21 protein-coding genes and 1 pseudogene are annotated in these 22,700 nt (G+C 70.8%); 11 read left to right on the top strand and 11 right to left on the bottom strand.

Annotated elements, in window-relative coordinates; genetic code table 11:
- The first annotated feature begins 37 nt into the window (after positions 1 to 37).
- Complete coding sequence (locus tag F0L68_RS27220) at positions 38 to 2,170, top strand: elongation factor G-like protein EF-G2 (RefSeq protein WP_149852665.1); 2,133 nt, start codon at positions 38 to 40, stop codon at positions 2,168 to 2,170.
- 48 nt (positions 2,171 to 2,218) lie between these two features.
- Here the strand turns inward: F0L68_RS27220 and F0L68_RS42685 are convergent, their stop codons facing one another.
- Entirely contained in the window at positions 2,219 to 2,542 is a 324-nt protein-coding gene (locus F0L68_RS42685; RefSeq protein WP_188316858.1) for a hypothetical protein, read from the bottom strand.
- Between the two features lie 295 nt (positions 2,543 to 2,837).
- On the opposite strand from F0L68_RS42685, the pseudogene F0L68_RS45605 reads away from it, so the two are divergent.
- From F0L68_RS45605 to F0L68_RS27205, 3 genes and pseudogenes are all read left to right on the top strand, one after another.
- Positions 2,838 to 2,888, top strand: a pseudogene (locus F0L68_RS45605) (hypothetical protein); the annotation flags it as partial.
- 59 nt (positions 2,889 to 2,947) lie between these two features.
- Positions 2,948 to 4,159 carry an NsdA family TPR-like regulatory protein gene (locus F0L68_RS27210; protein ID WP_497857288.1) on the top strand — a complete coding sequence of 404 codons (1,212 nt, stop codon included), beginning with the start codon at positions 2,948 to 2,950 and terminating at the stop codon, positions 4,157 to 4,159.
- 118 nt (positions 4,160 to 4,277) lie between these two features.
- Positions 4,278 to 4,994, top strand: coding sequence for an alpha/beta fold hydrolase (locus tag F0L68_RS27205; protein WP_149852662.1), 717 nt, complete (start codon positions 4,278 to 4,280; stop codon positions 4,992 to 4,994).
- 9 nt (positions 4,995 to 5,003) lie between these two features.
- On the opposite strand, the gene F0L68_RS27200 is transcribed toward F0L68_RS27205, so the two are convergent.
- A complete protein-coding gene (locus F0L68_RS27200; protein WP_149852661.1) occupies positions 5,004 to 6,503 on the bottom strand; it encodes a CoA-acylating methylmalonate-semialdehyde dehydrogenase in 1,500 nt (499 codons plus the stop codon).
- Positions 6,500 to 7,804 carry an aspartate aminotransferase family protein gene (locus tag F0L68_RS27195; RefSeq protein ID WP_149852660.1) on the bottom strand — a complete coding sequence of 435 codons (1,305 nt, stop codon included), beginning with the start codon at positions 7,802 to 7,804 and terminating at the stop codon, positions 6,500 to 6,502. Before F0L68_RS27195 ends, F0L68_RS27200 begins: the two co-directional genes overlap by 4 nt.
- A 129-nt stretch (positions 7,805 to 7,933) precedes the next feature.
- Between F0L68_RS27195 and F0L68_RS27190 the strand changes: the two genes are divergently transcribed.
- The 5 genes from F0L68_RS27190 (at position 7,934) to F0L68_RS27170 (ending at position 14,646) form a co-directional block, all read left to right on the top strand.
- The gene (locus F0L68_RS27190) at positions 7,934 to 9,568 is read left to right on the top strand and encodes a PucR family transcriptional regulator (protein WP_149852659.1); all 1,635 of its coding nucleotides are present in this window, start codon (positions 7,934 to 7,936) and stop codon (positions 9,566 to 9,568) included.
- A gap of 195 nt (positions 9,569 to 9,763) precedes the next feature.
- Positions 9,764 to 11,347: an NCS1 family nucleobase:cation symporter-1 gene (locus F0L68_RS27185; protein WP_149852658.1), complete on the top strand. Its 1,584-nt coding sequence runs from the start codon at positions 9,764 to 9,766 to the stop codon at positions 11,345 to 11,347.
- A gap of 31 nt (positions 11,348 to 11,378) precedes the next feature.
- Positions 11,379 to 12,221: a nitrilase-related carbon-nitrogen hydrolase gene (locus F0L68_RS27180; RefSeq protein WP_149852657.1), complete on the top strand. Its 843-nt coding sequence runs from the start codon at positions 11,379 to 11,381 to the stop codon at positions 12,219 to 12,221.
- A 13-nt stretch (positions 12,222 to 12,234) separates the two neighbouring features.
- Positions 12,235 to 13,638 carry a dihydropyrimidinase gene (gene hydA, locus F0L68_RS27175; RefSeq protein WP_149852656.1) on the top strand — a complete coding sequence of 468 codons (1,404 nt, stop codon included), beginning with the start codon at positions 12,235 to 12,237 and terminating at the stop codon, positions 13,636 to 13,638.
- Between the two features lie 9 nt (positions 13,639 to 13,647).
- Positions 13,648 to 14,646: a TIGR03842 family LLM class F420-dependent oxidoreductase gene (locus tag F0L68_RS27170; protein WP_149852655.1), complete on the top strand. Its 999-nt coding sequence runs from the start codon at positions 13,648 to 13,650 to the stop codon at positions 14,644 to 14,646.
- A 61-nt stretch (positions 14,647 to 14,707) separates the two neighbouring features.
- On the opposite strand, the gene F0L68_RS27165 is transcribed toward F0L68_RS27170, so the two are convergent.
- From F0L68_RS27165 to F0L68_RS27155, 3 genes are all read right to left on the bottom strand, one after another.
- A complete protein-coding gene (locus F0L68_RS27165) occupies positions 14,708 to 15,436 on the bottom strand; it encodes an ABC-2 membrane transporter-related protein (RefSeq protein WP_149852654.1) in 729 nt (242 codons plus the stop codon).
- A 65-nt stretch (positions 15,437 to 15,501) separates the two neighbouring features.
- Positions 15,502 to 16,320 carry an ABC transporter ATP-binding protein gene (locus tag F0L68_RS27160; RefSeq protein WP_149852653.1) on the bottom strand — a complete coding sequence of 273 codons (819 nt, stop codon included), beginning with the start codon at positions 16,318 to 16,320 and terminating at the stop codon, positions 15,502 to 15,504.
- A 50-nt stretch (positions 16,321 to 16,370) separates the two neighbouring features.
- On the bottom strand, positions 16,371 to 16,760 hold the full coding sequence (locus F0L68_RS27155; protein ID WP_149852652.1) for a GntR family transcriptional regulator: 390 nt from the start codon (positions 16,758 to 16,760) through the stop codon (positions 16,371 to 16,373).
- A gap of 94 nt (positions 16,761 to 16,854) precedes the next feature.
- Here F0L68_RS27155 and F0L68_RS27150 point away from each other — a divergent pair, with 94 nt between their 5' ends.
- Positions 16,855 to 17,202, top strand: a complete 348-nt coding sequence (locus F0L68_RS27150) for a VOC family protein (protein WP_149852651.1) — start codon at positions 16,855 to 16,857, stop codon at positions 17,200 to 17,202.
- A 53-nt stretch (positions 17,203 to 17,255) separates the two neighbouring features.
- Here F0L68_RS27150 and F0L68_RS27145 read toward each other — a convergent pair whose 3' ends face one another.
- The 5 genes from F0L68_RS27145 to F0L68_RS27125 form a co-directional block, all read right to left on the bottom strand.
- Positions 17,256 to 18,254, bottom strand: coding sequence for an NUDIX hydrolase (locus F0L68_RS27145; protein ID WP_149852650.1), 999 nt, complete (start codon positions 18,252 to 18,254; stop codon positions 17,256 to 17,258).
- A gap of 11 nt (positions 18,255 to 18,265) precedes the next feature.
- Entirely contained in the window at positions 18,266 to 19,423 is a 1,158-nt protein-coding gene (locus tag F0L68_RS27140; protein ID WP_149852649.1) for a glycosyltransferase family 4 protein, read from the bottom strand.
- On the bottom strand, positions 19,420 to 20,403 hold the full coding sequence (locus F0L68_RS27135; protein WP_149852648.1) for a phosphatidylinositol mannoside acyltransferase: 984 nt from the start codon (positions 20,401 to 20,403) through the stop codon (positions 19,420 to 19,422). The genes F0L68_RS27140 and F0L68_RS27135 overlap by 4 nt, the downstream gene beginning before the upstream one ends.
- Positions 20,400 to 21,017, bottom strand: a complete 618-nt coding sequence (gene pgsA, locus F0L68_RS27130) for a phosphatidylinositol phosphate synthase (RefSeq protein ID WP_149852647.1) — start codon at positions 21,015 to 21,017, stop codon at positions 20,400 to 20,402. The genes F0L68_RS27135 and pgsA overlap by 4 nt, the downstream gene beginning before the upstream one ends.
- Positions 21,018 to 21,135: 118 nt before the next feature.
- The gene (locus F0L68_RS27125; RefSeq protein ID WP_149852646.1) at positions 21,136 to 21,975 is read right to left on the bottom strand and encodes a helix-turn-helix domain-containing protein; all 840 of its coding nucleotides are present in this window, start codon (positions 21,973 to 21,975) and stop codon (positions 21,136 to 21,138) included.
- A 167-nt stretch (positions 21,976 to 22,142) separates the two neighbouring features.
- Between F0L68_RS27125 and F0L68_RS27120 the strand changes: the two genes are divergently transcribed.
- Positions 22,143 to 22,700 (top strand): YceI family protein, encoded by a 558-nt coding sequence (locus F0L68_RS27120; protein ID WP_149852645.1) that lies wholly within the window; start codon positions 22,143 to 22,145, stop codon positions 22,698 to 22,700.

The raw sequence follows: 22,700 nt of genomic DNA, 5'->3' as shown, positions 1-22,700 counted from the left end.
CCGACAGATCCTTCGTGCACACGAGGAGGCAGTCCCGATGAGCGGAAAACACACTGAGAACGGCCATTCGGCAGGCGCGGTCGCTGTAGACGACCCGGCCAAGGTGCGCAACGTGGTGCTGGTGGGGCCGTCCGGCTCCGGCAAGACCACCCTCACCGAGGCACTGCTCACCGCCACCGGGGTGCTGACCAGGCCGGGGTCGGTCACCGACGGCACGACGGTGTGCGATCACGACCCAGCCGCGGTCCGCCAGCAGCGCTCGGTCGGCCTCGCCGTCGCCCCGGTGACGCACGGCGACATCAAGATCAACCTGATCGACACCCCCGGGTACGCCGACTTCGTCGGCGAGCTGCGCGCCGGCCTGCGGGCCGCGGACGCCGCGCTGTTCGTGGTCGGCGCCAACGAGCGGGTCGACACCAGCACGGCCGCGCTGTGGGAGGAGTGCGCCGCGGTCGGCATGCCGAGGGCGGTGGTGATCAGCCGACTCGACCACGTGCGGGCGGACCTGCCTGCCGCCATCGCGGCCTGCCAGGACGCGTTCGGCGCCGGCGTGCTGCCGCTGTACCTGCCGACAGTGCCTGCGGTCGACGGCCGCACCGGGCTGATCGGCGTGCTCACCGGCCGGTTCTACGACTACTCGGACGGCAACCCGCCCACCGTCGGCGAGCCCGATCCCGCCGACCTCGACCGGCTCTCCGACGCCCGCAACGAGCTCATCGAGGGGATCATCGCCGAGAGCGAGGACGAGACCCTGATGGACCGCTACCTCGGCGGCGAGGAGATGGACGAGTCCACGCTCATCGCCGACCTGGAGACGGCAGTGGCCAAGGGCGCGTTCCACCCGGTGCTGCCGGTGTGCGCGGAGACCGGCGTCGGGCTCGCCGAGCTGCTCGACGGCATCGCCAGGGCGTTCCCCTCGCCGCTGGAGCACCCGCTGCCCGAGGTCACCGACGTCGACGGCATCCCCCGCCCGAGGCTGGCCGCCGACCCGAACGGCCCGCTGGTCGCCGAGGTGGTGCGCACCGCGGTCGACTCCTACGTCGGGCGCGTGTCGCTGGTCAGGGTGTTCTCCGGGACGTTGCGGCCGGAGCACCAGGTGCACGTGTCCGGGCACGGCATGGCGGAGCGCGGCCACGAGGACCACGACGTGGACGAGCGGGTGGCGCACGTGTACTCGCCGCTCGGCGCGAACCTGCGGGAGATCCCGTACTGCGTCGCGGGCGACCTCTGCGCGCTGACCAAGCTCGGCACCGCGGAGACCGGGGACACCGTGTCCGCGCCGGACCAGCCGATGCTGATGTCGCCGTGGCTGATGCCCGAGCCGCTGCTGCCGGTCGCGGTGGTGCCGCGCAGCCGCAGCGACGAGGACAGCCTGTCGCGCAACCTGAGCCGGCTGGTTGCCGGCGACCCGACGCTGCGGCTGGACCGCAACTCCGAGACGCACCAACTGGTGTTGTGGTGCATGGGCGAGGCGCACGCGGACGTCGTGCTCGCCAGGCTGCGCGCGGGCGGCGCCGAGGTGGACACCGAGCCGGTGAAGGTGGCGCTGCGCGAGACGTTCGCCGGTCCGGCCAGGGGGCACGGGCGGCACGTGAAGCAGTCCGGCGGGCACGGGCAGTACGCGGTGTGCGACATCGAGGTGGAGCCGCTGCCGACGGGTTCGGGGTTCGAGTTCGTCGACAAGGTCGTCGGTGGCTCGGTGCCGCACCAGTTCATCCCGAGCGTGGAGAAGGGGGTGCGCGCGCAGCTGGCGAGGGGGCTGTCCGGCGACCACCCGGTGGTGGACGTGCGGGTGACGCTGGTGGACGGCAAGGCGCACTCGGTGGACTCCTCGGACGCCGCGTTCCAGACGGCCGGTTCGCTCGCGTTGAAGGACGCGGCGGCGAACGGCAGGACCACGCTGTTGGAGCCGTTGGACGAGCTGGCGATCAGGCTGCCCGACGACCACCTCGGCACGGTGCTCGGCGACCTGTCCGGCCGGCGGGGCCGGGTGCTCGGCACCGAGGCCGAGTCGCCGGGCTGGACGGTGGTGCGCGCCGAGGTACCGGCCACCGAGCTGCTCAGGTACGCCATCGAGCTGCGGTCGCTGACGTCAGGCACGGGGACCTTCACCCGCTGGTTCTCCCGCTACGACCCGCTCCCGGCCACGCTCGCCGCGCAGGCGCGCTGAGCCAACGGCCGCCGTGGCGCCGTCGCGGGTGCCACGGCGGCTTGCGTGCTACATCGGCGGGACCATCCCGGAAAAGCTCTGCGCGCCGTTGCAGTGCGGGCACTCCCGACCGTTGTCGATGGTGCGCGGCATGCCGGCGATGACGGCGAGCTTGGGGTCGGCGATGAAACCCGCGCCGCCGCAGAGGTGGCAGACGGTTCTGGGTTCCCTGGTCACCTCGAACCCGTTGCCGTCGTCCTCCTCCTCGTCGTCGAAGTCCTCGTCCTCGAAGTTCTCCTCGTCGCCGAAGTGCTCCTCGTCGCAGTACTCGGCATCGGGGTCGTCGACGGGGTCGTCGTCGTCGAAGTCGTCGTCGGGATCCGGTGCGCTCACCAGCCACCCACACCTTCGCAATCCGTGCGCGCCTCTCGCCTAGCGACCGTACCGCCAGGGAGTTCCCGTCGGCACGAATGCCAGCGCCACCGTTGGTCATCGGCAACAGCACGAGGTTGTTGGTGACCTCGGTGCACCACCCGTACAGCCGCCCGTAGTCGGCCGACGCGCGCCTCAGCAGGTCGAGCATGTCGCGTCCGTGGTCAGGTATCCCGGCGGGACGCTGCGCCAAGCTCAGCCGAGAGACCGGGCCGGCGGGAGTGAGGCGCTACGGGCACGGCTCGACGAGGCCGGCATGAGTCATGCCGCCTTGGCGCGAGCGGTGGTTGCTACCGGGGCCGCCGAGGGGATTCGCCTCGGCACCATCACAACCTCGGTCGCTCGCATGCTTCATGGCAGTCAACCGTGCGGCCTGCTCGATCACCCTGGAGGACTGTGGATTCAAGGATCGCGGGATTCGAGGATCGCGCTCCGTTTTCTGACGACACGCTCGATGGACTCGCATGGTCACCCTCCGTTGATGGCACGATCCACACCGTGGCGGAACTGTCCGGGCGCGACCTCAACCGACGAAATTTCCTACTCGGGTCGACGTTCACGGCGGCGGCGTACTCCGCCCCTGTGCTGCTGGCGATCACCGTGCCCACACCAGCAATCGCTGCGAGAGCCAGCACCCAGCGCATCAGCAGGGCCGACGTCGAGGTGATCCGGTCTACCGTGCGCCACTTCGAACGTCTCGGCAGGAAGTACGGCGGTGGACGGACACGCGAGCAGGTCGTCCAGTTCCTCAACACACAGGCCAAGGTCGCGCTCGACGGGCAGTACACCGAACAGGTCGGTCGCGAACTGTTCGCCGGCGTGGCGCAAGCGACGTGGTTGGCGGCACTCACCTCAGCGGACGCCGGCCGGCACGCTCTTGCGCAGCGCTACTACACGCAGGCGCTCAACCTCTCCCTGCATGCGGGCGATCGCCCGTATGCGGCCAACGTGCTCGCGGACATGAGTCGCGAGGCAATCGACCTCGCCAACGGCACGGACAACGACACCGACCGCGTCCGCACCGCGCAACACGCGGCGGCCCTTGGTCGCGCGGCCGTTCAGGTGGCTGACCAGCGCGCGACACCTGTCGTCACCAGCTACCTCCACTCGATCGAGGCGCGCGGGTTCGCGCTGCTCGGGGACGCCACAGCCACCAACCGGGCCGTCGCCGACGCGCAGCGCGCGTTCGAGCGCGCCGGCGGCGCCGAACCCGACTGGCTCGGCCACTACGGCGAACCCGACCTGCTGGCCGATGTCGGCCAGTGCCTGCGCGACACCGGCCGGCCGCAGCAGGGCGTGGCGCTCCTGGAACAGGCGTACCGCGCGCTGCCGTCGGATCGGGTCACCGCGCGGGCCAAGACGCAGGTGCACCTCGCCGCCGGATACCTGGCACTGCGGGACTTCGAGCAGGCCGAGGCGGTCACCGGGCAGGCGCTCACCGCCATCGCCGGGTTGGCGTCCACGCGCACGGTCGAGCGAGTACGGGCGCTGCAACACCGGGCGCGGCGCAGCGGCCGGGACCGACGGCTGGCCGCCATCGACGAGCGGATCGGCGTGTTCCTGCGCGAACTGGCCTAGGGACCTCACCCGAGGTCATGGACCGCCTGACCCCGCCTGCTCGATCCAGCACCGGCCGAGGATCAGCCGCTGGTGAACATCGTGCCTCGGCCGGAACGGCTGGGAGATGCTGGGGCGCATGGACTTCCTCTTGGTGCACGGCACGACGCAGTCGCCCGCGTCCTGGCAGCGGCTGACGGAACTGCTGGAACGGCACGGTCATCGGGTGCGCGCGGCGGACTTTCCCGTCGACCGGCCCGAACTGCTCGCCGCCGACTACGCGCGCATCGCGGCCGAGCAGGTCGAGCTGGCCGGCGCACCACTCGTGGATCCGGTGATCGTGGCGCACTCGGCCGGTGGGCTGCTGGTGCCGGCGATCGCCGCGGAGCTGGGCGCGAGCCGGCTGGTGTGGCTCGGCGCGGTGGTGCCCGATCTCCTCGACGGCCGGAGTTTCGCCGAGGAGATCGCGGCCGCCAGCCATGAGATCTTCGGCGCGGAATGGCACACCTGGACGGAGCCGATCGCGGAGACGCCGGCGATCTCCGCGTACTTCCTGTTCCACGACTGCGATGTCGACAGCCTCCGGTGGGCGCTGACCACGCTGCGGCGCTTCAACCCGAAAGCGGTGATCGCCGAGGCCCCGACGGTCGGCCCGCTGCACGCGCCGTCGACCTACGTGCTGCCCACCGGGGACCGCACGCTCACGCCGGCGTGGATGCGCGCCGCCGCGCGGGACCGGCTCGACGCCGAGATCGTCGAGATCGGCGGCGACCACTGCCCGCACGTCTCCCAGCCCGAGCTCGTCGCGAAGATCCTCCTTGGCGGCCAAGCGAGTGGTCAGTTAGAAGGTGCCTAGCGGGCGGGGCTAGGAGAGAGTGGGGAAGCCCAGGTTCACTCCGCCGTGCGACGGGTCGAGCCAGCGGCTGGTCACCACCTTGGTCCTGGTGAAGAAGTGCACTCCGTGCGGCCCGTACGCGTGCGAGTCGCCGAACAGCGAGTCTTTCCAGCCACCGAAGGAGTAGTAGGACACCGGGACGGGGATCGGCACGTTCACGCCGACCATGCCCACCTCGATCTCGTTCTGGTACCGGCGGGCCGCGCCGCCGTCGTTGGTGAAGATCGCCGTGCCGTTGCCGTAGGGGTTGGCGTTGACCAACTCCACGGCCGCGTCGTAGCCGTCCACCCTGACGACGGCGAGGATCGGCCCGAAGATCTCGTCCGTGTAGACGGACATCTCGGGAGTGACGTGGTCGAACAGCGTCGGGCCAAGCCAGAAACCGGACCCCGAGGCGTCGATCGGGTGGTCGCGGCCGTCGACGACGAGCGACGCGCCGGCCGCGACGCCAGCGTCCACATAGGACACCACGCGGTCCCGGTGCGCGCCGGTCACCAGCGGGCCCATCTCGCACGCCGGCCTGCGCCCGTCGCCGACGCGCAGGTTCGCGATCCGATCCTGGATCCTGGCAACGAGTTCCGTGCCGACGGGTTCCACGGCGACGACCACGGAGATCGCCATGCAGCGCTCGCCGGCCGAGCCGAACCCGGCGGACACGGCCGCGTCGGCGGCGAGGTCGAGGTCGGCGTCGGGCAGCACCACCATGTGGTTCTTGGCCCCGCCCAACGCCTGCACGCGCTTGCCGTGCCTGGTCCCGGTCTCGTACACATAGCGGGCGATGGGCGTCGAGCCGACGAAGGACACCGCCCGCACGTCGGGGTGTTCGAGGATCCGGTCCACCGCGACCTTGTCGCCGTGCACCACGTTGAGCACGCCATCTGGCAGGCCAGCCTCGGCGAACAGCTCGGCGAGGAAGTTCGCGGCCGACGGATCCTTCTCGCTCGGCTTGAGCACCACGGTGTTGCCGCACGCGATGGCGTTGGGCACGAACCACAACGGCACCATGGCCGGGAAGTTGAACGGCGAGATCACCCCGACCACACCGAGCGGCTGCTGGATCGAGTAGACGTCGACGCGGTTGGAGGCGTTCTCGCTGAAGCCGCCCTTGAGCAGCTGCGGGATCCCGCAGGCGAACTCCACCGCCTCCAGCGCCCGCTGCACCTCCCCCGCCGCGTCCGACAGCACCTTGCCGTGCTCGGCCGTGACGATCTCGGTGAGTTCCCGCTTGCGGCTGTTCATCAGCTCGCGGAAGGCGAACATGACGGTGGCGCGCTGCGTGAGCGAGGCGTGCCGCCAGCTCTGGAACGCCGTGCTTGCCGCGGCGACGGCCGCGTCCACCTCGGCGACGCCGGCGAAGTCGACCAGCCCGGCCACCTCGCCGGTCGCCGGGTCGAAGACCTCGCCTGCCCGTTCCGGGATTCCGTCCCACGGCTTGCCGTTGATCCGGTGGGTGATCCGCTTCGGGGTCACGCGCGCACCTCCGCGTCCACGGCGGCGATCGACTCCGCGAGGATGCCGAGCGCCTCCTCCGCCTCGTCCTCGGTGAGCGACATCGGCGGCGCGAGCCGGATGACGTTGCCGTACAGGCCTCCCTTGCCGACCAGCAGGCCGCGCGACCTGGTCGCCTCGAGCAGCGCGACGGCGGCCCTGGGGCTCGGCTCCGTCCCGCCGGGCTCGACCAGCTCCACGCCGATCATCAGGCCCTTGCCGCGCACGTCGCCGACGATCGGGTGGGCCGGGGCGAGCGTCCGCAGCCCGTCGATCAGTCGCTCGCCGAGCTTGGCTGCGTTGGCCTGGAGGTCGTGGTCCAGCAGGTACTCCAGGGTGGCCAGCGCGCCCGCGGTGGACACCGGGTTGCCGCCGAAGGTGGACAGCGAGTTCGCGGTGAGGCAGTCCATCAGGTCCGGCCGCGCGACCACGCCGCCGATCGCCAGGCCGTTGCCGAGCCCCTTGGCGAAGGTCATCGCGTCCGGCGTGACGCCGTGCGCCTGGATGCCCCAGAAGTGCTCGCCGATGCGGCCCCAGCCGGTCTGCACCTCGTCGGAGACGAACAGGATTCCGTACTCGTCCAGGACTTCCTTGATCGCGGCGAAGTACCCGTCCGGCGGCGAGCTGAACCCGCCGACGCCCTGGATGGGCTCGGCGATCATGCACGCCACGTCGCCGGCCGTGGTCGTCTCGATGACCTCGCGCAGGTCCCGCGCGCACGCGGCGATGTAGTCCGCGTCGGACAGGTCGCGGAACGGGCTGCGGTATTGGTATCCGCCCTGCACGTAGCTGACCTTCACCGGGCTGAGCGAGGACGCCGACCAGCCCCGGTTGCCGGTGATGGCGACGGTGGCGAAGGCCCTGCCGTGGTAGGAGTTGCGCAGCGCCAACACCTGGTCGCTGCGCCGGTACTGGGTGGCCAGCATCAGCACGGTCTCGTTGGCCTCGGTACCGGAGTTGGTGAAGAACACCTTGGCGTCGGGGATGCCGGACAGCCCGGCGATCCGCTCGGCCAGCTCGATCTGGCTGCGGATGAGATACAGCGTCGAGCTGTGCAGCACGCCGGTGTCGAGCTGGGCGCGGACGGCGTCGCTGATCTCCGCGATGTCGTAGCCGACGGCGTTGGTCAGGATGCCGGCGAAGAAGTCGAGATAGCTGCGGCCGCTGCCGTCGGTGACCCGACGCCCCGACGCGCTGGCGATCTGGATCGGCTCCTCGTAGTACAGCGCCATCCAGTTCGGCAGCACCGCGCGGTGCCTGGCGAGCAGTTCAGCGTCCGACATGTCGTCCTCCCAGGCAGCAGCGTCCTGCCAGCGAGTGTGGCGGCGACCGGCCGGGCCCGCCAATGGACAACCTGTATCGGAAAGGCGGTAGGACCATTACGTTGTGCGTACTCCACCGAACGGAGGCCGATGTACCCGACAGTCGCCGAAGCCCTTGCCCTGCCCGTGATTCGCCAGGGTCGACCGAAGGTGGTCGCCGGATCCGACGGGCTGCGCAACCGCGTCCGCTGGGTCCATGTGGCGGAGGTCGCCGACATCGCCCACCTGCTGCGGGGCGGCGAGCTGGTGCTGACCACCGGCATCGCGCTGCACTCGGACCCGGCCGCGCTGACCCGCTACGTCGACGACCTGGCCGGTGTCGGCGCGGCCGGCCTGGTCATCGAGCTGGGCAGGCGGTGGCGGACCGAGCTGCCGGACGCGCTGGTGGAGGCCGCACAGCGGCACCGGCTGCCGTTGGTGACGCTCGCCCAGGAGACCAGGTTCGTGTCGGTCACCGAGGCGGTGGTCGCCCTCATCGTGGACGCCCAGCTCGCCGAGCTGCGGGCCGCCGAGCAGGTGCACGAGACGTTCACCGCGCTCACCGTGGCCGGCGCCGAGCCGGCCGAGGTGCTGCGCGAGGTGGCGCGGACCTCCGGGCTGCCGGTGGTGCTCGAGACGCTGACCCACGACGTGCTGGCCTACGACGCGGCCGGGCAGGACCCGACCGATCTGCTGGTCGACTGGGTGGAGCGGTCCCGCGCGGTGTCGGTCGCCGAGCGCACCAGCTACCACGAGGAGGCGGGCTGGCTGGTCACCGTGGTCGGCGCGCGGGGCGCGGACTGGGGCAGGTTGGTGCTGGTCTCCCCCGAGCCGCCGCCGCACCGGCACGTGGTGGTCGCCGAGCGGGCCGCGTCCGCGCTGGCCGTGCACCGGCTGGTGGCCAGGGACCGGGAGAGTCTGGAACGGCAGACCCACCGCACGCTGCTCACCGAGCTACTCGGGCACAGCACGCCGCCCGCCGACCTCGCCACCCGCGCCGCCGCGCTCGGGGTGCCGCTGGAGCGACGCAGGCTGGTCGGCATCGCGGTGCGGCCGAGGACGGCGACCTCGGAGGTGACCGGGCCGCCCGCGCCCGCGCTGGCCACCCAGGAGGTGCTGCGCGACCTCGCCGAGGCCACCGCGCTGGCCGCGCGCCGGGCCAGCGTGTGCGCGCTGGTCGGCGTCGTGGATGACACCAGCGTGCGCGCGCTGCTGGTGCTGCCGCCGCAGCCCTCGGTGGACGCGGTGCTGCGGCGGCTGGCCCAGGAGGCGCACCACGCTGCGGCGGGCACCGCGCACGCGCTGCCGGTGGTCGTCGCCGCCGGCACGACGGTCACCTCGGTCGCCGACGCCGGCCGCACGCTCGCCGAGGCCGCGCACGTGGCCGGCGCCGCGCTGCGGTCGCCGACCGCGCGGCTCTACCACCGGCTGGACGACGTGCGGCTGCGCGGGCTGCTGCACCTGCTGCGCGAGGACGAGCGGATCCGGGCGTTCGCCGACCGCGAGCTGGGGCCACTGCTGGCCAGGGACGCGGCGCACGGCAGCAGGCTGGTCGAGCTGCTGCGGCACTACTGCGAGCAGGGCGGCAACAAGTCGGCGGCGGCCGCGGCTGCGCACCTGTCGCGGACGGCGTACTACCAGCAGCTCGGCCGCGTCGAGCAGGTGCTGAAGGTGTCGCTCGAGGATCCCGAGTCGATGCTGTCGCTGTACGTCGCGCTGCTCGCCATGGACGTGTCGGGAAAATGACGCCGTCCCCGGCAGTACGTCACCGGCAGTACAGAGTGTGCACCGAAGCGATCAACCGTGGACACTGTGGCACTGCCACCGACGGCGGCCGCAACCCAGGATTCCGGGATGGAAACCGAGCCGAACCTCCCCACCCCGCAACAGGCGAGCCGCTGGTTCCGCCGCTGTTGCGGGAGCGTAACAGGAGGGTGACCGATGACCGAGCAGCCCGCAGACTCGTTGGTCGCCGCCCCGACGGCGGCGCAGATCACCCATCCGGACGGCCGCGTCGAGCTGCGTGACCTCGCTCCCATCGCGGACAGCCGGTACTTCAACAACGAGCTGGCCCCGGTGCCGATCGAGCGGCGCACCTGGAGCACCTACAACTTCTTCGCGCTGTGGATGGGGATGGCGCACAACATCCCCAGCTACACCCTCGCGGCCTCGCTGATCGCGCTCGGCATGAACTGGGTGCAGGCGCTGCTCACCATCACGCTCGGCAACCTGATCGTGCTCGTGCCGATGTTGCTCAACAGCCACGCCGGCACCAAGTACGGCATCCCGTTCCCGGTGTTCGCGCGCGCCTTCTACGGGGTGCGCGGCGCGAACCTCGCCGCGCTGCTGCGGGCGTTCATCGCCTGCGGCTGGTTCGGCATCCAGACCTGGGTCGGCGGCGAGGCGCTGTACGTGATCGTCGGGAAGCTGGCCGGCCGCGGCTGGACGAACTCGGCCGTGGTGCTCGGACAGCACTGGACGCTGTGGCTGTCCTTCGGCGTGTTCTGGGTCGTGCAGATGCTGATCATCTGGCGCGGCATGGACGCGATCCGGCGGTTCGAGAACTGGACCGCCCCGCTGGTCTCGATCGGTTTCCTGATCCTGTTGGCGTACGTGGTGATCAAGGCGGGCGGGTTCGGCCCGATCCTGCACGAGCCGTCCAAGCTGGGCTGGGGCGGCGGTTTCTGGAAGGTGTTCGCGCCGTCGCTGATGGCCATGATCGCGTTCTGGTCGACGCTGTCGCTGAACATGCCCGACTTCACCAGGTTCGGTGGCAGCCAACGAAAGCAGCTGGTCGGCCAGTTGCTCGGGCTGCCGACCACGATGTCCTTCATCGCGATCGTGGCGATCCTGACCACCTCGGGCGCGCAGTCGCTCTATGGCGAGGCGATCTGGGACCCAGCGCTGCTGGCCAGCCGCTTCACCAACCCGGCGCTCGTGGTGGTTGCGCTGATCGCGCTCGTCCTCGCCACGGTCTCGGCGAACCTCGCCGCCAACGTGGTGAGCCCGTCCTACGACTTCTCCAACGCCTTCCCCCGCCGCGTCACCTTCGCCGTCGGCGGGCTGCTCACCGGGATCATCGGCGTCGCCATCCAGCCGTGGCGACTGATCTCCGACCCGAACATCTACATCTTCACCTGGCTCGGCTTCTACGGCGGCGTGCTGGCCGCGGTGGCCGGCGTGCTGGTCGCCGGATACTGGCTGACCAACCGGACCCGACTTGACCTTGCCGACCTGTATCTGCCCGGCGGGCGGTACTGGTTCACCGGCGGGTGGAACTGGCGCGCGGTGGCGGCCACGCTGGTCGGCGGCGTGCTCGCGGTCGGCGGGGCCTACTCGGCGCCGGGCCAGGGCGGGCCGTTCCCCGCCGACGGGCTGATCCCGTTGTTCAAGCCGCTCTACGACTACGGCTGGGTGGCCGGGCTGGCCGGCGGGCTGCTCAGCTACCTGGCGCTGTCCTGGCCGGGCGCCGCCCGCACCACCCGACCGGGTCCAGCGGTCGCGGCGGCCTCCGCCGAGTACTAGAACTCGAAATCGACGACCAGAGGAGAGATCGGTGCCAGAGATCATCCGTGCGGGGCTCGTCCAACAGCGGTGGACCGGCGACAAGGAGTCGATGATCCGCAACGCCGTGACGGCCATCGGCAGCGCGGCCTCGCAGGGCGCGCAGGTGGTGTGCCTCCAGGAGCTGTTCTACGGCCCGTACTTCTGCCAGGTGCAGGACACCGACTACTACTCCTACACCGAGGCGATCCCGGATGGGCCGACCACCCAGCTGATGTGCGAGGTGGCCAGGCAGCACGGCGTGGTGCTGATCGTGCCCATGTACGAGGTCGAGCACCCCGGCGTCTACTACAACACCGCCGCCGTCATCGACGCCGACGGCACCTATCTCGGCAAGCACCGCAAGAACCACATCCCGCAGGTGAAGGGGTTCTGGGAGAAATTCTACTTCAAGCCAGGAAACCTCGGCTACCCGGTGTTCGACACCGCGGTCGGCCGGATCGGCGTCTACATCTGCTACGAGAGGCACTTCCCGGAGGGCTGGCGCGCGCTTGGTCTGGCGGGCGCGCGGATCGTGTTCAACCCGTCGGCGACCAGCCGAGGCCTGTCGGAGTACCTGTGGCGGCTCGAGCAGCCCGCCGCGGCCGTCGCCAACGAGTACTACGTCGGCACGATCAACCGTGTCGGCGTGGAGCCGTTGGGGGACAACGACTTCTACGGTCAGTCCTACTTCGCCGACCCGCGCGGCCAGCTCGTCGGCGACGCGGCCTCCGACACCGAGGAGGAGATCGTCGTGCGCGACCTCGACATGGACCTGCTCGCCGAGGTCCGCGACCTGTGGGCGTTCTATCGCGACCGCAGGCCCGACAGCTACGACTCCCTGACCCGACCCTGACGGGAGGACGAGCATGCGCATCGTCATTCGCAACGGAACGGTGGTCAACACCACCGGGGCAAGCAAGGCCGACGTGCTGGTGGACGGCGAGCGGATCGCGGCGCTGGCCGCGCCGGAGTCCGGCCTGGCCGACGGCTGGGCGGCCGACGCCGACCGGGTCATCGACGCCGAGGGCAAGTACGTGCTGCCCGGCGGCATCGACGGGCACACCCACATGGAGATGCCCTTCGGCGGCACGTCCTCCTCCGACACCTTCGCCACCGGCACGGCCGCGGCGGCGTGGGGCGGCACCACCACGATCATCGACTTCGCCGTGCAGGCGAAGGGAACCTCACTGCTGTCCACTTTGGACAAATGGCACTCGAAGGCCGATGGGCAGTGCGCCATCGACTACGGATTCCACATGATCGTGTCGGACGTCAACGACGGCACGCTCAAGGAAATGGAGACCTGCATCGACTCCGGCGTGAACACCTTCAAGATGTTCATGGCCTACCCCGGAGTGTTCTACGCGACCGACGGGGAGATCCTGCGGGCGATGCAGAAGGCGCGCGAGACCGGCTCGATGGTCATGATGCACGCGGAGAACGGCATCGCCATCGACCAGCTGGTGGCGCAGGCGTTGGCGCAGGGCAGGACCGACCCGGTGCAGCACGGGCTGACCAGGCCGCCGGAGCTTGAGGGCGAGGCGACCTCGCGGGCGATCACCCTGGCGAAGGTGACCGGAGCGCCGCTCTACATCGTGCACCTGTCCTCGGCTCAGGCGCTCGACGCGGTCACGGCGGCGCGGGACACCGGGCAGAACGTGTTCGCCGAGACCTGCCCGCAGTACCTGTTCCTGTCCATCGACGACATGGCCAAACCCGACTTCGAGGGCGCCAAGTACGTGGCCTCGCCGCCGTTGCGCCCCAGGGAGCACCAGGCCGAACTGTGGCGCGGGCTGCGCACCAACGACCTGTCGCTGGTGTCCACGGACCACTGCCCGTTCTGCTTCGTCGAGCAGAAGGAACTGGGGCGCGGCGACTTCTCCAAGATTCCCAACGGGATGCCGGGGGTCGAGCACCGCATCGACCTGCTGCACCAGGGTGTCGTGCGGGGCGAGATCTCGTTGCAGCGCTGGGTGGAGATCTCCTCGACCGCGCCGGCGCGGATGTTCGGGCTGTATCCGCGCAAGGGCGCGGTGCAGCCAGGCTCCGACGCGGACATCGTCGTCTACGACCCGGCCGCGCGGCAGACGCTGTCCGCCGCGACGCACCACATGAACGTCGACTACTCCGCCTACGAGGGCATGGAGCTGGTCGGCAAGGTCGACACCGTGCTGTCGCGGGGACGGGTGGTGGTGGACGCGGACGGCTTCCACGGCAACGCCGGCCACGGCCAGTTCCTCGAACGCGAGCTGTCCCAGTACCTGATCTGAGGAGACGACGTGGAATTCGGTGTAGTGCTACAGACCGACCCGCCGGCCCGCGATGTCGTGACCAGCATGCGGGTCGCGGAGGGCTGCGGCTTCCACTACGGCTGGACGTTCGACTCCTGCGTGCTGTGGCAGGAGCCGTTCGTCATCTACTCGCAGGTGCTCGCTGCGACCTCCAGCCTTGTCGTCGGCCCGATGGTGACGAACCCGAGCACCAGGGACTGGTCGGTCACCGCGTCGTTGTTCGCCACCCTCAACGACATGTTCGGCAACCGCACGGTCTGCGGCATCGGCCGGGGCGACTCGGCGCGGCGGGTGATCGGCCAGCCGCCCGCCACGCTGGCCACCCTCGGCAAGGCCATGCACGTGATCAAGGAGCTGGCCGAGGGCCGCGAGGTGGAGCACCACGGGGCCGCGGTGCGGATTCCCTGGGTGCGCAACGGAAAACTCGAGATCTGGATGGCCGCGTACGGCCCGAAGGCGCTGCGGATGGTCGGCGAGCAGGCCGACGGGTTCATCCTCCAGACCGCCGACCCGGACATCGCGCGGTGGACGATCGGCGCGGTGCGCGACGCGGCTCGGGCGGTCGGCCGGGATCCCGGCGAGATCACCATGTGCGTCGCGGCCCCCGCCTACGTCGGCACGGACCTCGCGCACCAGCGCGACCAGCTGCGCTGGTTCGGTGGCATGGTCGGCAACCACGTCGCGGAGCTGGTCGAGCGGTACGGCCAGTCCGGCGCGGTGCCCAGGGCGTTGACGGACTACATCGCCGGCCGGGAGGGCTACGACTACGCCCACCACGGGCGGGCCGACAACCCGTCGGCGGACTTCGTGCCGGACGGCATCGTGGACCGCTTCTGCCTGCTCGGGCCGGAGTCCGCGCACCTAGAACGCTTGCAGGAACTGGCCGAAATCGGCGTGGACCAGTTCGCGCTGTACCTGATGCACGACCAGAAGGAGAAGACGATGGCCGCCTACGGCAGCGACATCATCGGCGAACTCAGCCAGTAGCGCTGGCCGCATGTCATGAAGGGTCCCTTCAGGACGCTGGATGTCCTGAGGGGACCCTTCATCACATGCGCCGCACCCGCACGCGACGCTCCGCCAGGAAGATCAGAAGTGCTGCCACACCAACGAGAATCTCACACTCGATTGAGCGAAAGAGCGGCAGTTGTTGCTCGGCCACCTGGCACAGGAGCATCACAGCGAGGTACGAGAAGAGCGTGCACGGAATGGTGAGGCCGACCTGCCGCACCAGCGCGCCAACCGCGACCCCGAGCGCGAACCCGAACACGAGCTGTCCGAAGAACACCGGGGCCGACAACGCGTCGAAGATCTCCCTGGGGAACCTGTTGATGTCGTCCCCGCTGGTCGACACGGCCAGCGCCTGGCGATACGCCGCATCGTCGGCCGCTACCAGCACGATCCCCAAGACCACGAGCACACCGCCGAGGTAGCCCACCTTCGCCAGCAGCCAGCGGGTGGGACTGACGTCCTGAGACCAGGCCAGCACGTGGGTGCGTCCCTCATACTCGCGGGATACCAGCGAGCCGCCCCAGGTCAGCGCGACCAGCACTGGAAAAACCTGGACGAACAGGTGCAATTGCCCGACGGTGTTCAGCAGGACGGAACGATCCTCCGACCAGGAGTCGCCCGACGAGCAGGCGCCGGCGCAGACTCGCCCCGCCATTCTCGCGGCCAGAGCGCGAAGCCCCGAGATGCCCCGCAAGAACTGCCCGGTCGTCACCGCGACAGCGACCGTGGTTCCGACGATCAGCCAGCGGTGCTGCCGCCAGGTCACCCATAACAGTCCACGAGGTCCGGCCCCGGCCCGAACGCGGCCCCGCTGTGTGTCGACCGGGACGCTCATGCCGCCTTCTCCTTGTCCGCCACCGCGTTCCTGCCCGACGCCAGGTGCGCCAGGACGAAGTCCTCCAGGGGCACCTGCCGGCAGAGCCAACCCGGCGGAGGCGGTGCCGCGTCGGCCAGCGAGCGCACGAGGAACGTCGACTGGACGTCGGTGTGCTGCGCGTGCACGACCTCGCCCGGTGCCGGCGGGGCGTCGGCGCGCGGACCGATCCACTCCACGTGCGCCGCGAGCAGGTCGTCGACGTCGCCGTCGACCACCAGCCGACCGCGGCTGAGCAGCACCAGGTGGTCGGCGACGCCGCTCAACTCGGCCACCAGATGGGTCGACAGCACGACGGTCAGCCCGGTGTCGGCGACATCGGTGAGCAGTTGCCGGACCGCGTCGCGCCGAGCGAGCGGGTCGAGGTTGGTCAGCGGCTCGTCCAGCAGCAGCACCGAGGGTCGAGAGCCGAGCGCTACCGCGATGGCCACCTGGGCCCGCTGGCCCCCGGACAGCCGGCCGCACGCGCGGCGCAACGGCACCTCGAACCGGTTCAGCCAGCGCAGCGCGCGCTCCTGGTCCCACTCGCGGTTGAGGCTCGCCCCGAGTCGCAGTGTGTCGGCGACGCTGAAGTGCCGGTACAGCGGGCGTTCCTGAGTCACGATGGCGGTTCTGCCCGTGACCTCGGCCGCGCCATCGCTGGCGGCCAGCACACCGCCGAGGATGCCGAGCAGGGTGGACTTGCCCGCGCCGTTCGCGCCGACCAGCGCGACCACCCGGCCTGCGGGCACCTCGAACGTGCAGTCCCGCAACGCCCACGTGCGCGGACTGGTCATCGGGTAGTACCTCTTGCCAAGACGCCGCGCTCGTATGACTGTGTCCCGGTTCACCGCTCCCCCTCAGTGTCCTTGTCGTCGAGGACCGCGCCCAGCAGCGCGCGGGCGCCCTCGTCGTTCATCCCCGCTTCCCTCGCCCGGAGCACCCAGTGCGCGAGGTGGTCGCGCAGGTCCGTCATGACCTCCGGGTCGACCGACCGCAGCGACGCCTTCACGAATGTCCCCGCCCCCTGACGCGCCTCGACCAGGCCTTCGAACTCCAACTGCCGGTACGCCTTGAGCACGGTGTTCGGGTTGACGCCGCTCGCGGCCACCGCGTCACGCACGGTCGGCAACCGGTCGCCCGGCTTCAGCCAGCCAAGTCGCAGCGCCTCGCGGACCTGGCCCGCGAGCTGGACGTAGGCGGGGATCCCGCCGGTCCGGTCGACTCGGAACTGCAACCCGCCTCCCAGATTGTGTTACTTAGCTAAGACACTAGCGAACTCTGTCAAGCCCGGGGGTGCCGTTGAGCGTGCCCAGGGTTACGGTCGCCAGGTGATTACGGGTGCGCACATCGTCATCCACAGTCGGGACGCCGAGGCCGACCGCGCGTTCTTCCGCGATGTTCTCGGCTACCGGCACGTGGACGCCGGGAACGGCTGGCTGATCTTCGCGCTGCCGCCCGCCGAGGTCGCCGTGCACCCGACCGGCGGCGAGCCGGCCCAGGAGCTGTTCCTGATGTGCGACGACCTCGACGCCACGCTCGCCGAACTCGCCGCCAAGGGCGTGCCGGCCGGCCCGGTCACCGAGGCCGGGTGGGGCGTGCGGACCACGATCACGCTGCCCGGAGGCGGTCCACTGCACCTCTACCAGCCACGCCACACCACCGCACACGACCTGTGAAGCGGCCCGTGCCCTGTCATGAAGGGACCCATCAAGACATGCGGCGGTAGCGGTCAGCGCACCACGCGGGTCTGGCCGTCCCAGCTGTTGCGCACGAGACCGGGCAACAGCTCGCCCAGCTGCATGGGATAGACCGTGTCCTCGGTGGACCGCAGCTCCTCGGCGCTCCACCAGCGGTGCCGCCGCACGGTGCGCTCCTCCAGCTCGGTGAACCCGGACACATCCAGCACGTGCTCGTCACCGTTGTGCACGGCCGAGTTGGCGACGAAGAACCACTCCTCGGCGTCGAAGGCCTCGCCGTCGAAGCTGAACGACACCCGCCGCCGCCATACCGGGCCGACCAGGTCCTCAGCCGGCAGCCGGAGGCCGGTCTCCTCGAACGCCTCCCGGACGGCCGCAGCGCGCAACGCCTCCCCCGGCTCGATCCCGCCGCCGACGGTGAACCAGAACGTCTCGCTCGGCCGCGCCGGGTCGATGCCCTCGAACAGCAGCACCCGCCCGGCCCCGTCGAGCAGCAGCACCCTGGCCGCGGCCCGCGCGGTCCGCACGACCGGCTCGGCGAGGTTCGACGCCGGCTCGGCGATCTCGAAGTACTCGGGCCGCCCTGCCGTGCCGGCCAGCTTCAGCCACCGCACCGGGCGACGGCGCCGCAGCGCCAGCGTGTCCCGCACGGCGTCGTTGTGCACGCGCCTGGCCAGCATCACCCGCTGCTCCGCGTCGGCCAGCTCGGCCACCAACGCATGCGGCAGCCGATCCCGGTCCAGCTCGCCGAGCAGCCTGCTCAGCTCGTTCTCGGCGGCCTCCCGCTCCGGCCGAGCGGCGTGCTCGGCACGGTCGGCCGCCGACCGCAGGCGCGCGACCGTCGCGTCGTCGAACCGTCCGGTCGCCGTGACGGCCCTGGTCACCACGGCGCGGCGGGCGAGCGTCGCGTCGACCGCGGCCCACGCCGCGTCGGTGCGCACGTGCAGCCGGTCGAGCCGGCTCGCGGTGCGCAGGATCCACGGACCGAGCAGCAACGCGACCGCGAGTAGCACGAGCAGAGTCGTCGCCATCGACGCACTGGTCACGTCGTGCCGCCCGAGTGCACGCCCTCCTCGGCCGCCCGCACCCGCCTCGGGTTGGCGGCCATCGCGGTCTCGTAGACGCGCAGCACCTGCCCGGCGACGACCGACCAGTCGAAGGTCAGCACGCGCTGGTTGGCGGCGTCCACGTACTCGGCCCGGCGCGCCGGGTCGGCCAGCAGCCCGCGCAGCGCCTCGGCCAGCGCCCGCGCGTCCCCGACCGGGGTCAGCACGCCGGCCCTGCCGTCGTCGAGCACCCGCCGGAACGCGTCGAGGTCGCTCGCCGCGACCGCCGCGCCCGCAGCCATCGCCTCAGTGAGGATCATGCCGAAGCTCTCGCCGCCGGTGTTGGGCGCGCAGTACACGTCGACGCTGCGCATCGCCCGCGCCTTGGTCTCGTCGTCGGCCTGACCGAGCAGCACCAGGCGGTCTGCCAGCTCGGGACCGGCGGCGCGGCGCAGGTCGTCGGGGTCACCCCGGCCGACCACCAGCAGCCGCAGCTCCGGCAGGTCCGGCGCGAGCAGCCGCAGCGCGTCGAGCAGCACCGGCATGCCCTTGCGCGGCTCGGTGAACCGCCCGACGAAGCCGATCGTGCCGCCCTCGCGGGGAAAGCCGTCCAGCGGCTCCGCGTCGGCGAAGAAGTCAACGTCGACGCCATTGGGGATCTCCACCGCGTCGCCGCCGAGGTGCTCCACCTGCACGCGCCTGGCCAGCGCGGACACCGCGATCCGCGCGGTGATCTTCTCCAGGAACGGCTGGAGCACGCCCTGGAAGGCGGCCAGCATCTTGGACCTGGGCGTCGAGGTGTGGAAGGTGGCCACGATCGGGCCGTCGGCGACCATCAGCGCGAGCATGGACAGGCTCGGCGCGGTCGGCTCGTGCAGGTGCAGCACGTCGAACTCGTGCTCGCGCAGCCACCGCCGGACCCTGGCGAAGGACAACGGACCGAACGACAGCCTGGCGACGGACCCGTTGTAGGGGATGCCGACGGCCCGGCCCGCCGCGGTGACGAACTCGGGCAGCTCGGTGTCCTCGTCCGCCGGGGCCAGCACGTTGACCTCGTGGCCGAGGGAGCGCAGCGCCTTGGCGAGGTCGACCACGTGGGCCTGCACGCCACCGGGCACCTCGAACGAGTAGGGGCAGACGATGCCGACCCTCACCTTGGCTCCTCCAGACCGGCTGCCTCGGCCCGCTCCCTGTTGCGGCGGGCGACCCTCGCCAGCACGGCCTGCCGACCAGGCGGCAGGTCGGCCACCCACACCTTCTGCAACATGTGCCAATCGGCCGGGTGCGCCGCGATGTCGGCGGCGAACACGTCGGCCATCGCCTGGGTGGCCGCGGCCACCCCGCCCTGCCCGGCGACCTTGATCGGCGGGTGGATGCGCAGGCCCCAACCCTGTTCGGTGAACCAGGATCCTACCGGCAGCAGCGCCGCGCCGGTGGTGGCCGCGAGGTGCGCTGGCCCGGCGGGCATCCTGGCCTCCTCGCCGAAGAAGCTGACCGGCACGCCGGCCGAGGTGAGGTCGCGGTCGGCGACCAGGCAGACCAGCCCGTTGGCCCGCAGCCGGTCGGCCAGCACCGCCGACGCCGGTCGCGGGCCGCCCTTGGTCGGCAGGATCTCGAAGCCGAGCGACTCGCGGTAGGTGAAGAACCGCTGGTACAGCTCCTCCGGCTTGAGCCGCTCGGCCACCGTGGTGAAGGTGCCGACGTGCCGAACGCCCCACACACCGGCGACGTCCCAGTTGCCCGAGTGCGGCAGCACGCAGATCGCGCCGTTGCCCTCGGCCAGCGCGGCGTCCAGGTTCTCCCTCCCGGTCAGCGCCTCGTCGACCAGCCGGAACACGGCGTCCACCTGCATCGATGGCAGCCGGAACGCCTCGCGCCAGTACCGCGCGTAGGAGCGCAGGGACTGCTGGACCAGCTCGTCCAGCTCGTCGTCGCCTGCCTTGGGCACCACCCTGGCCAAGTTGCGGCGCAGCTGCGCGGTGCCCTCGCCGCCGCGTCGGGCCGCCAGGTCGGCGCCCTTGCGGAAGAGCGCGCCGGCGACCCCCTCCGGCAGCGCGCGCACCAGCCGCCAGCCTGCCGTGTAGCCCGCCACCGTCAGTCGCTCGCCGAGCGTGGCCCGCCAACTCGTGTTCATGCCTTTGCCTCTGCCTCCCTGGCCTCGCGGTACACGGCGACCAGCCGCTGCACCACGGTCACCACCGACAACACGGCGAGCAGCCAGATCGCCACATGCACGGCGTAGGGCACGTGCAGGCCGTACAGCCCGGTGCCGACGAGCGCGATGATCAGGCGTTCGGCGCGCTCGACCAGCCCGACGTCGGCGGACAGCCCGGACGCCTCGGCGCGCGCCTTGACGTAGGAGATGACCTGCCCGGCGACCAGGCAGACCAGCGCCGCGGCCGCGAGCGGCCGGTTGTCCGCCGTGGTGAACGCCCACCAGGCGATGGCGGCGAACAGCGCGCCGTCGGCGATCCGGTCGCAGCTGGCGTCCAGGACGGCGCCGAAGCTCGTGCCGCCGCCGAGCGCCCTGGCCATCGCGCCGTCGAACAGGTCGAACAGCACGAAGACCGTGACCACCACGGTGCCGATGAACAGCTGGTTCGCCGGAAACAGCCACAGCGCTGCGACAACCGTGCCGGCCGTGCCGAACAGGGTCATCGCGTTGGGGGTGAGCCCACGTCGGACCAGCCACGCCCCGATCGGATCGGTGACGCGCGAGACAGAGGCGCGGGCGAAGATGTTGAGCATAAGGCTGTCGAATGCACCTACCGGTGAGGATGATCTGGCCCGGGAAGCCTAACGGCCCAGCTCAGCCGTTGACGCGCCGACACCCGCGAGGGTGACCGACGCGTTGTCCCGCCCGAGGTCACCGGAGCACGCGATAGTCCTCGGCGATCCTGGTCAGCAGGCCGCGCAGGTCGTCGTCGTAGATCGCCAGCCGCTCCAGCCTGCCGAACAGCTCCAGGTACTCGTGCACGTCGGCGGGGTCGGTGATGGTGGCGTTCCCGGTGAGCACGCTGACCGTGACCACCCGTTCGTCGTAGACCTGGAACCCGTGCAGGGCGACGACGTCGGCGTTGGCCGCCCACGGCACGAGGCCGAGCCGGACGTTGGGCCGCCTCGACACCTCGACGAGCCGGTCGAGCTGGCTCCGCATCACCTCGGACGACCCCATCCGCCAGCGCAGCGCGCCCTCGGTCAGCAGGAACACGAACTGCTTCTCTGGATCGTTGAACACGCCCCTGCGGCCGCGCAGGGCGCTGACCGCGGCCTCGCGTTCGTCCTGGGGCAGCGGGGCGAACACGACCCTGAGGTAGCCGTCGCTCTGTAACAGCGCCGGCACCATGTTGAGCTGGAAGAACCTGCTGGTGGTCGCCTCGGCCTCGATCCGGCCGACGGTCTGCTGGTGGCGGTGGGCGCCCCGGTGCAGCACGACCCGGCGCGTCTCGACCTCGGCGTGCAGCAGTTTGGCCAGTTCGACCAGCTCGAAGGCGGTGTCCTCGGTGGCGATCAGGGCACCGGCGAGGCGCTCGACGTCCCGCACCGACGGCAGCAGCATGCCGTTCTCGATCTTGGAAAGCTTCGACTGGCTCATGCCAGCGGCCTTCGCAGCGGCGGTCCCCGTCATCTTCGCCTCGGTGCGCAGCCGCCGCAGTTCTCGAGACAGCCGATCCCTCGCCAGGCGCGAGCGCTCGGGTGCGGTCATTCTTCGCACCATAACCAGGATGCGGCGTGTAGACGATCGGCCATAGGCGGGGCGCTGGACCCCCTGGCGAGTTTTTGTCGGAGAAGGGCAGCGCGACGAGGGGGAATAGTTTAAGTTTCAATCGTGTTGGCTCGGACGAGTCACCATCCTCAACCAAGGAGCACACCATGAGCGCTGCCGTCCAGATCCCGGGATACGTCGTCGGCACCTGGGACATCGACCCCGTGCACTCGGACATCGCGTTCGTCGCGCGCCACTTCGTGGTCACCAAGGTCCGCGGCAGGTTCGACCACGTCGAGGGGCAGATCGTCACCGCCGAGAACCCGCTCGACTCCACGGTCACCGCGACCGTGAACACCGCCTCGATCAACACGCACAACGAGCAGCGGGACGGCCACCTGCGCACCAACGACTTCCTCAACGTCGAGGAGTACCCCACCCTGTCGTTCCGGTCCACCGGCGTCCGCCAGGAGGACGGTGACTTCGTGCTCGACGGCGAGCTCACGCTGCGCGGCGTGACCAGGCCCGTCAGCCTCGCCCTCGAGCTCGGCGGCATCGGCCCGGACGCCTACGGCGGCACCCGCGCGGGCTTCACCGCCAGCACCGAGATCCTCCGCACCGACTACGGCGTGAACTTCAACGCCGCGTTGGAGACCGGTGGCGCCGTGGTGAGCGACAAGGTGCAGATCGCCCTCGAGATCGAGGCCGTGCTCAGGCAGGCCTGA

Source organism: Solihabitans fulvus, assembly GCF_008386585.1.
Taxonomy (GTDB): Bacteria; Actinomycetota; Actinomycetes; order Mycobacteriales; family Pseudonocardiaceae; genus Solihabitans; species Solihabitans fulvus.
The sequence above is the reverse complement of the archived record's forward strand: the minus strand, read 5'-3'. Positions and strand labels throughout refer to the sequence as shown.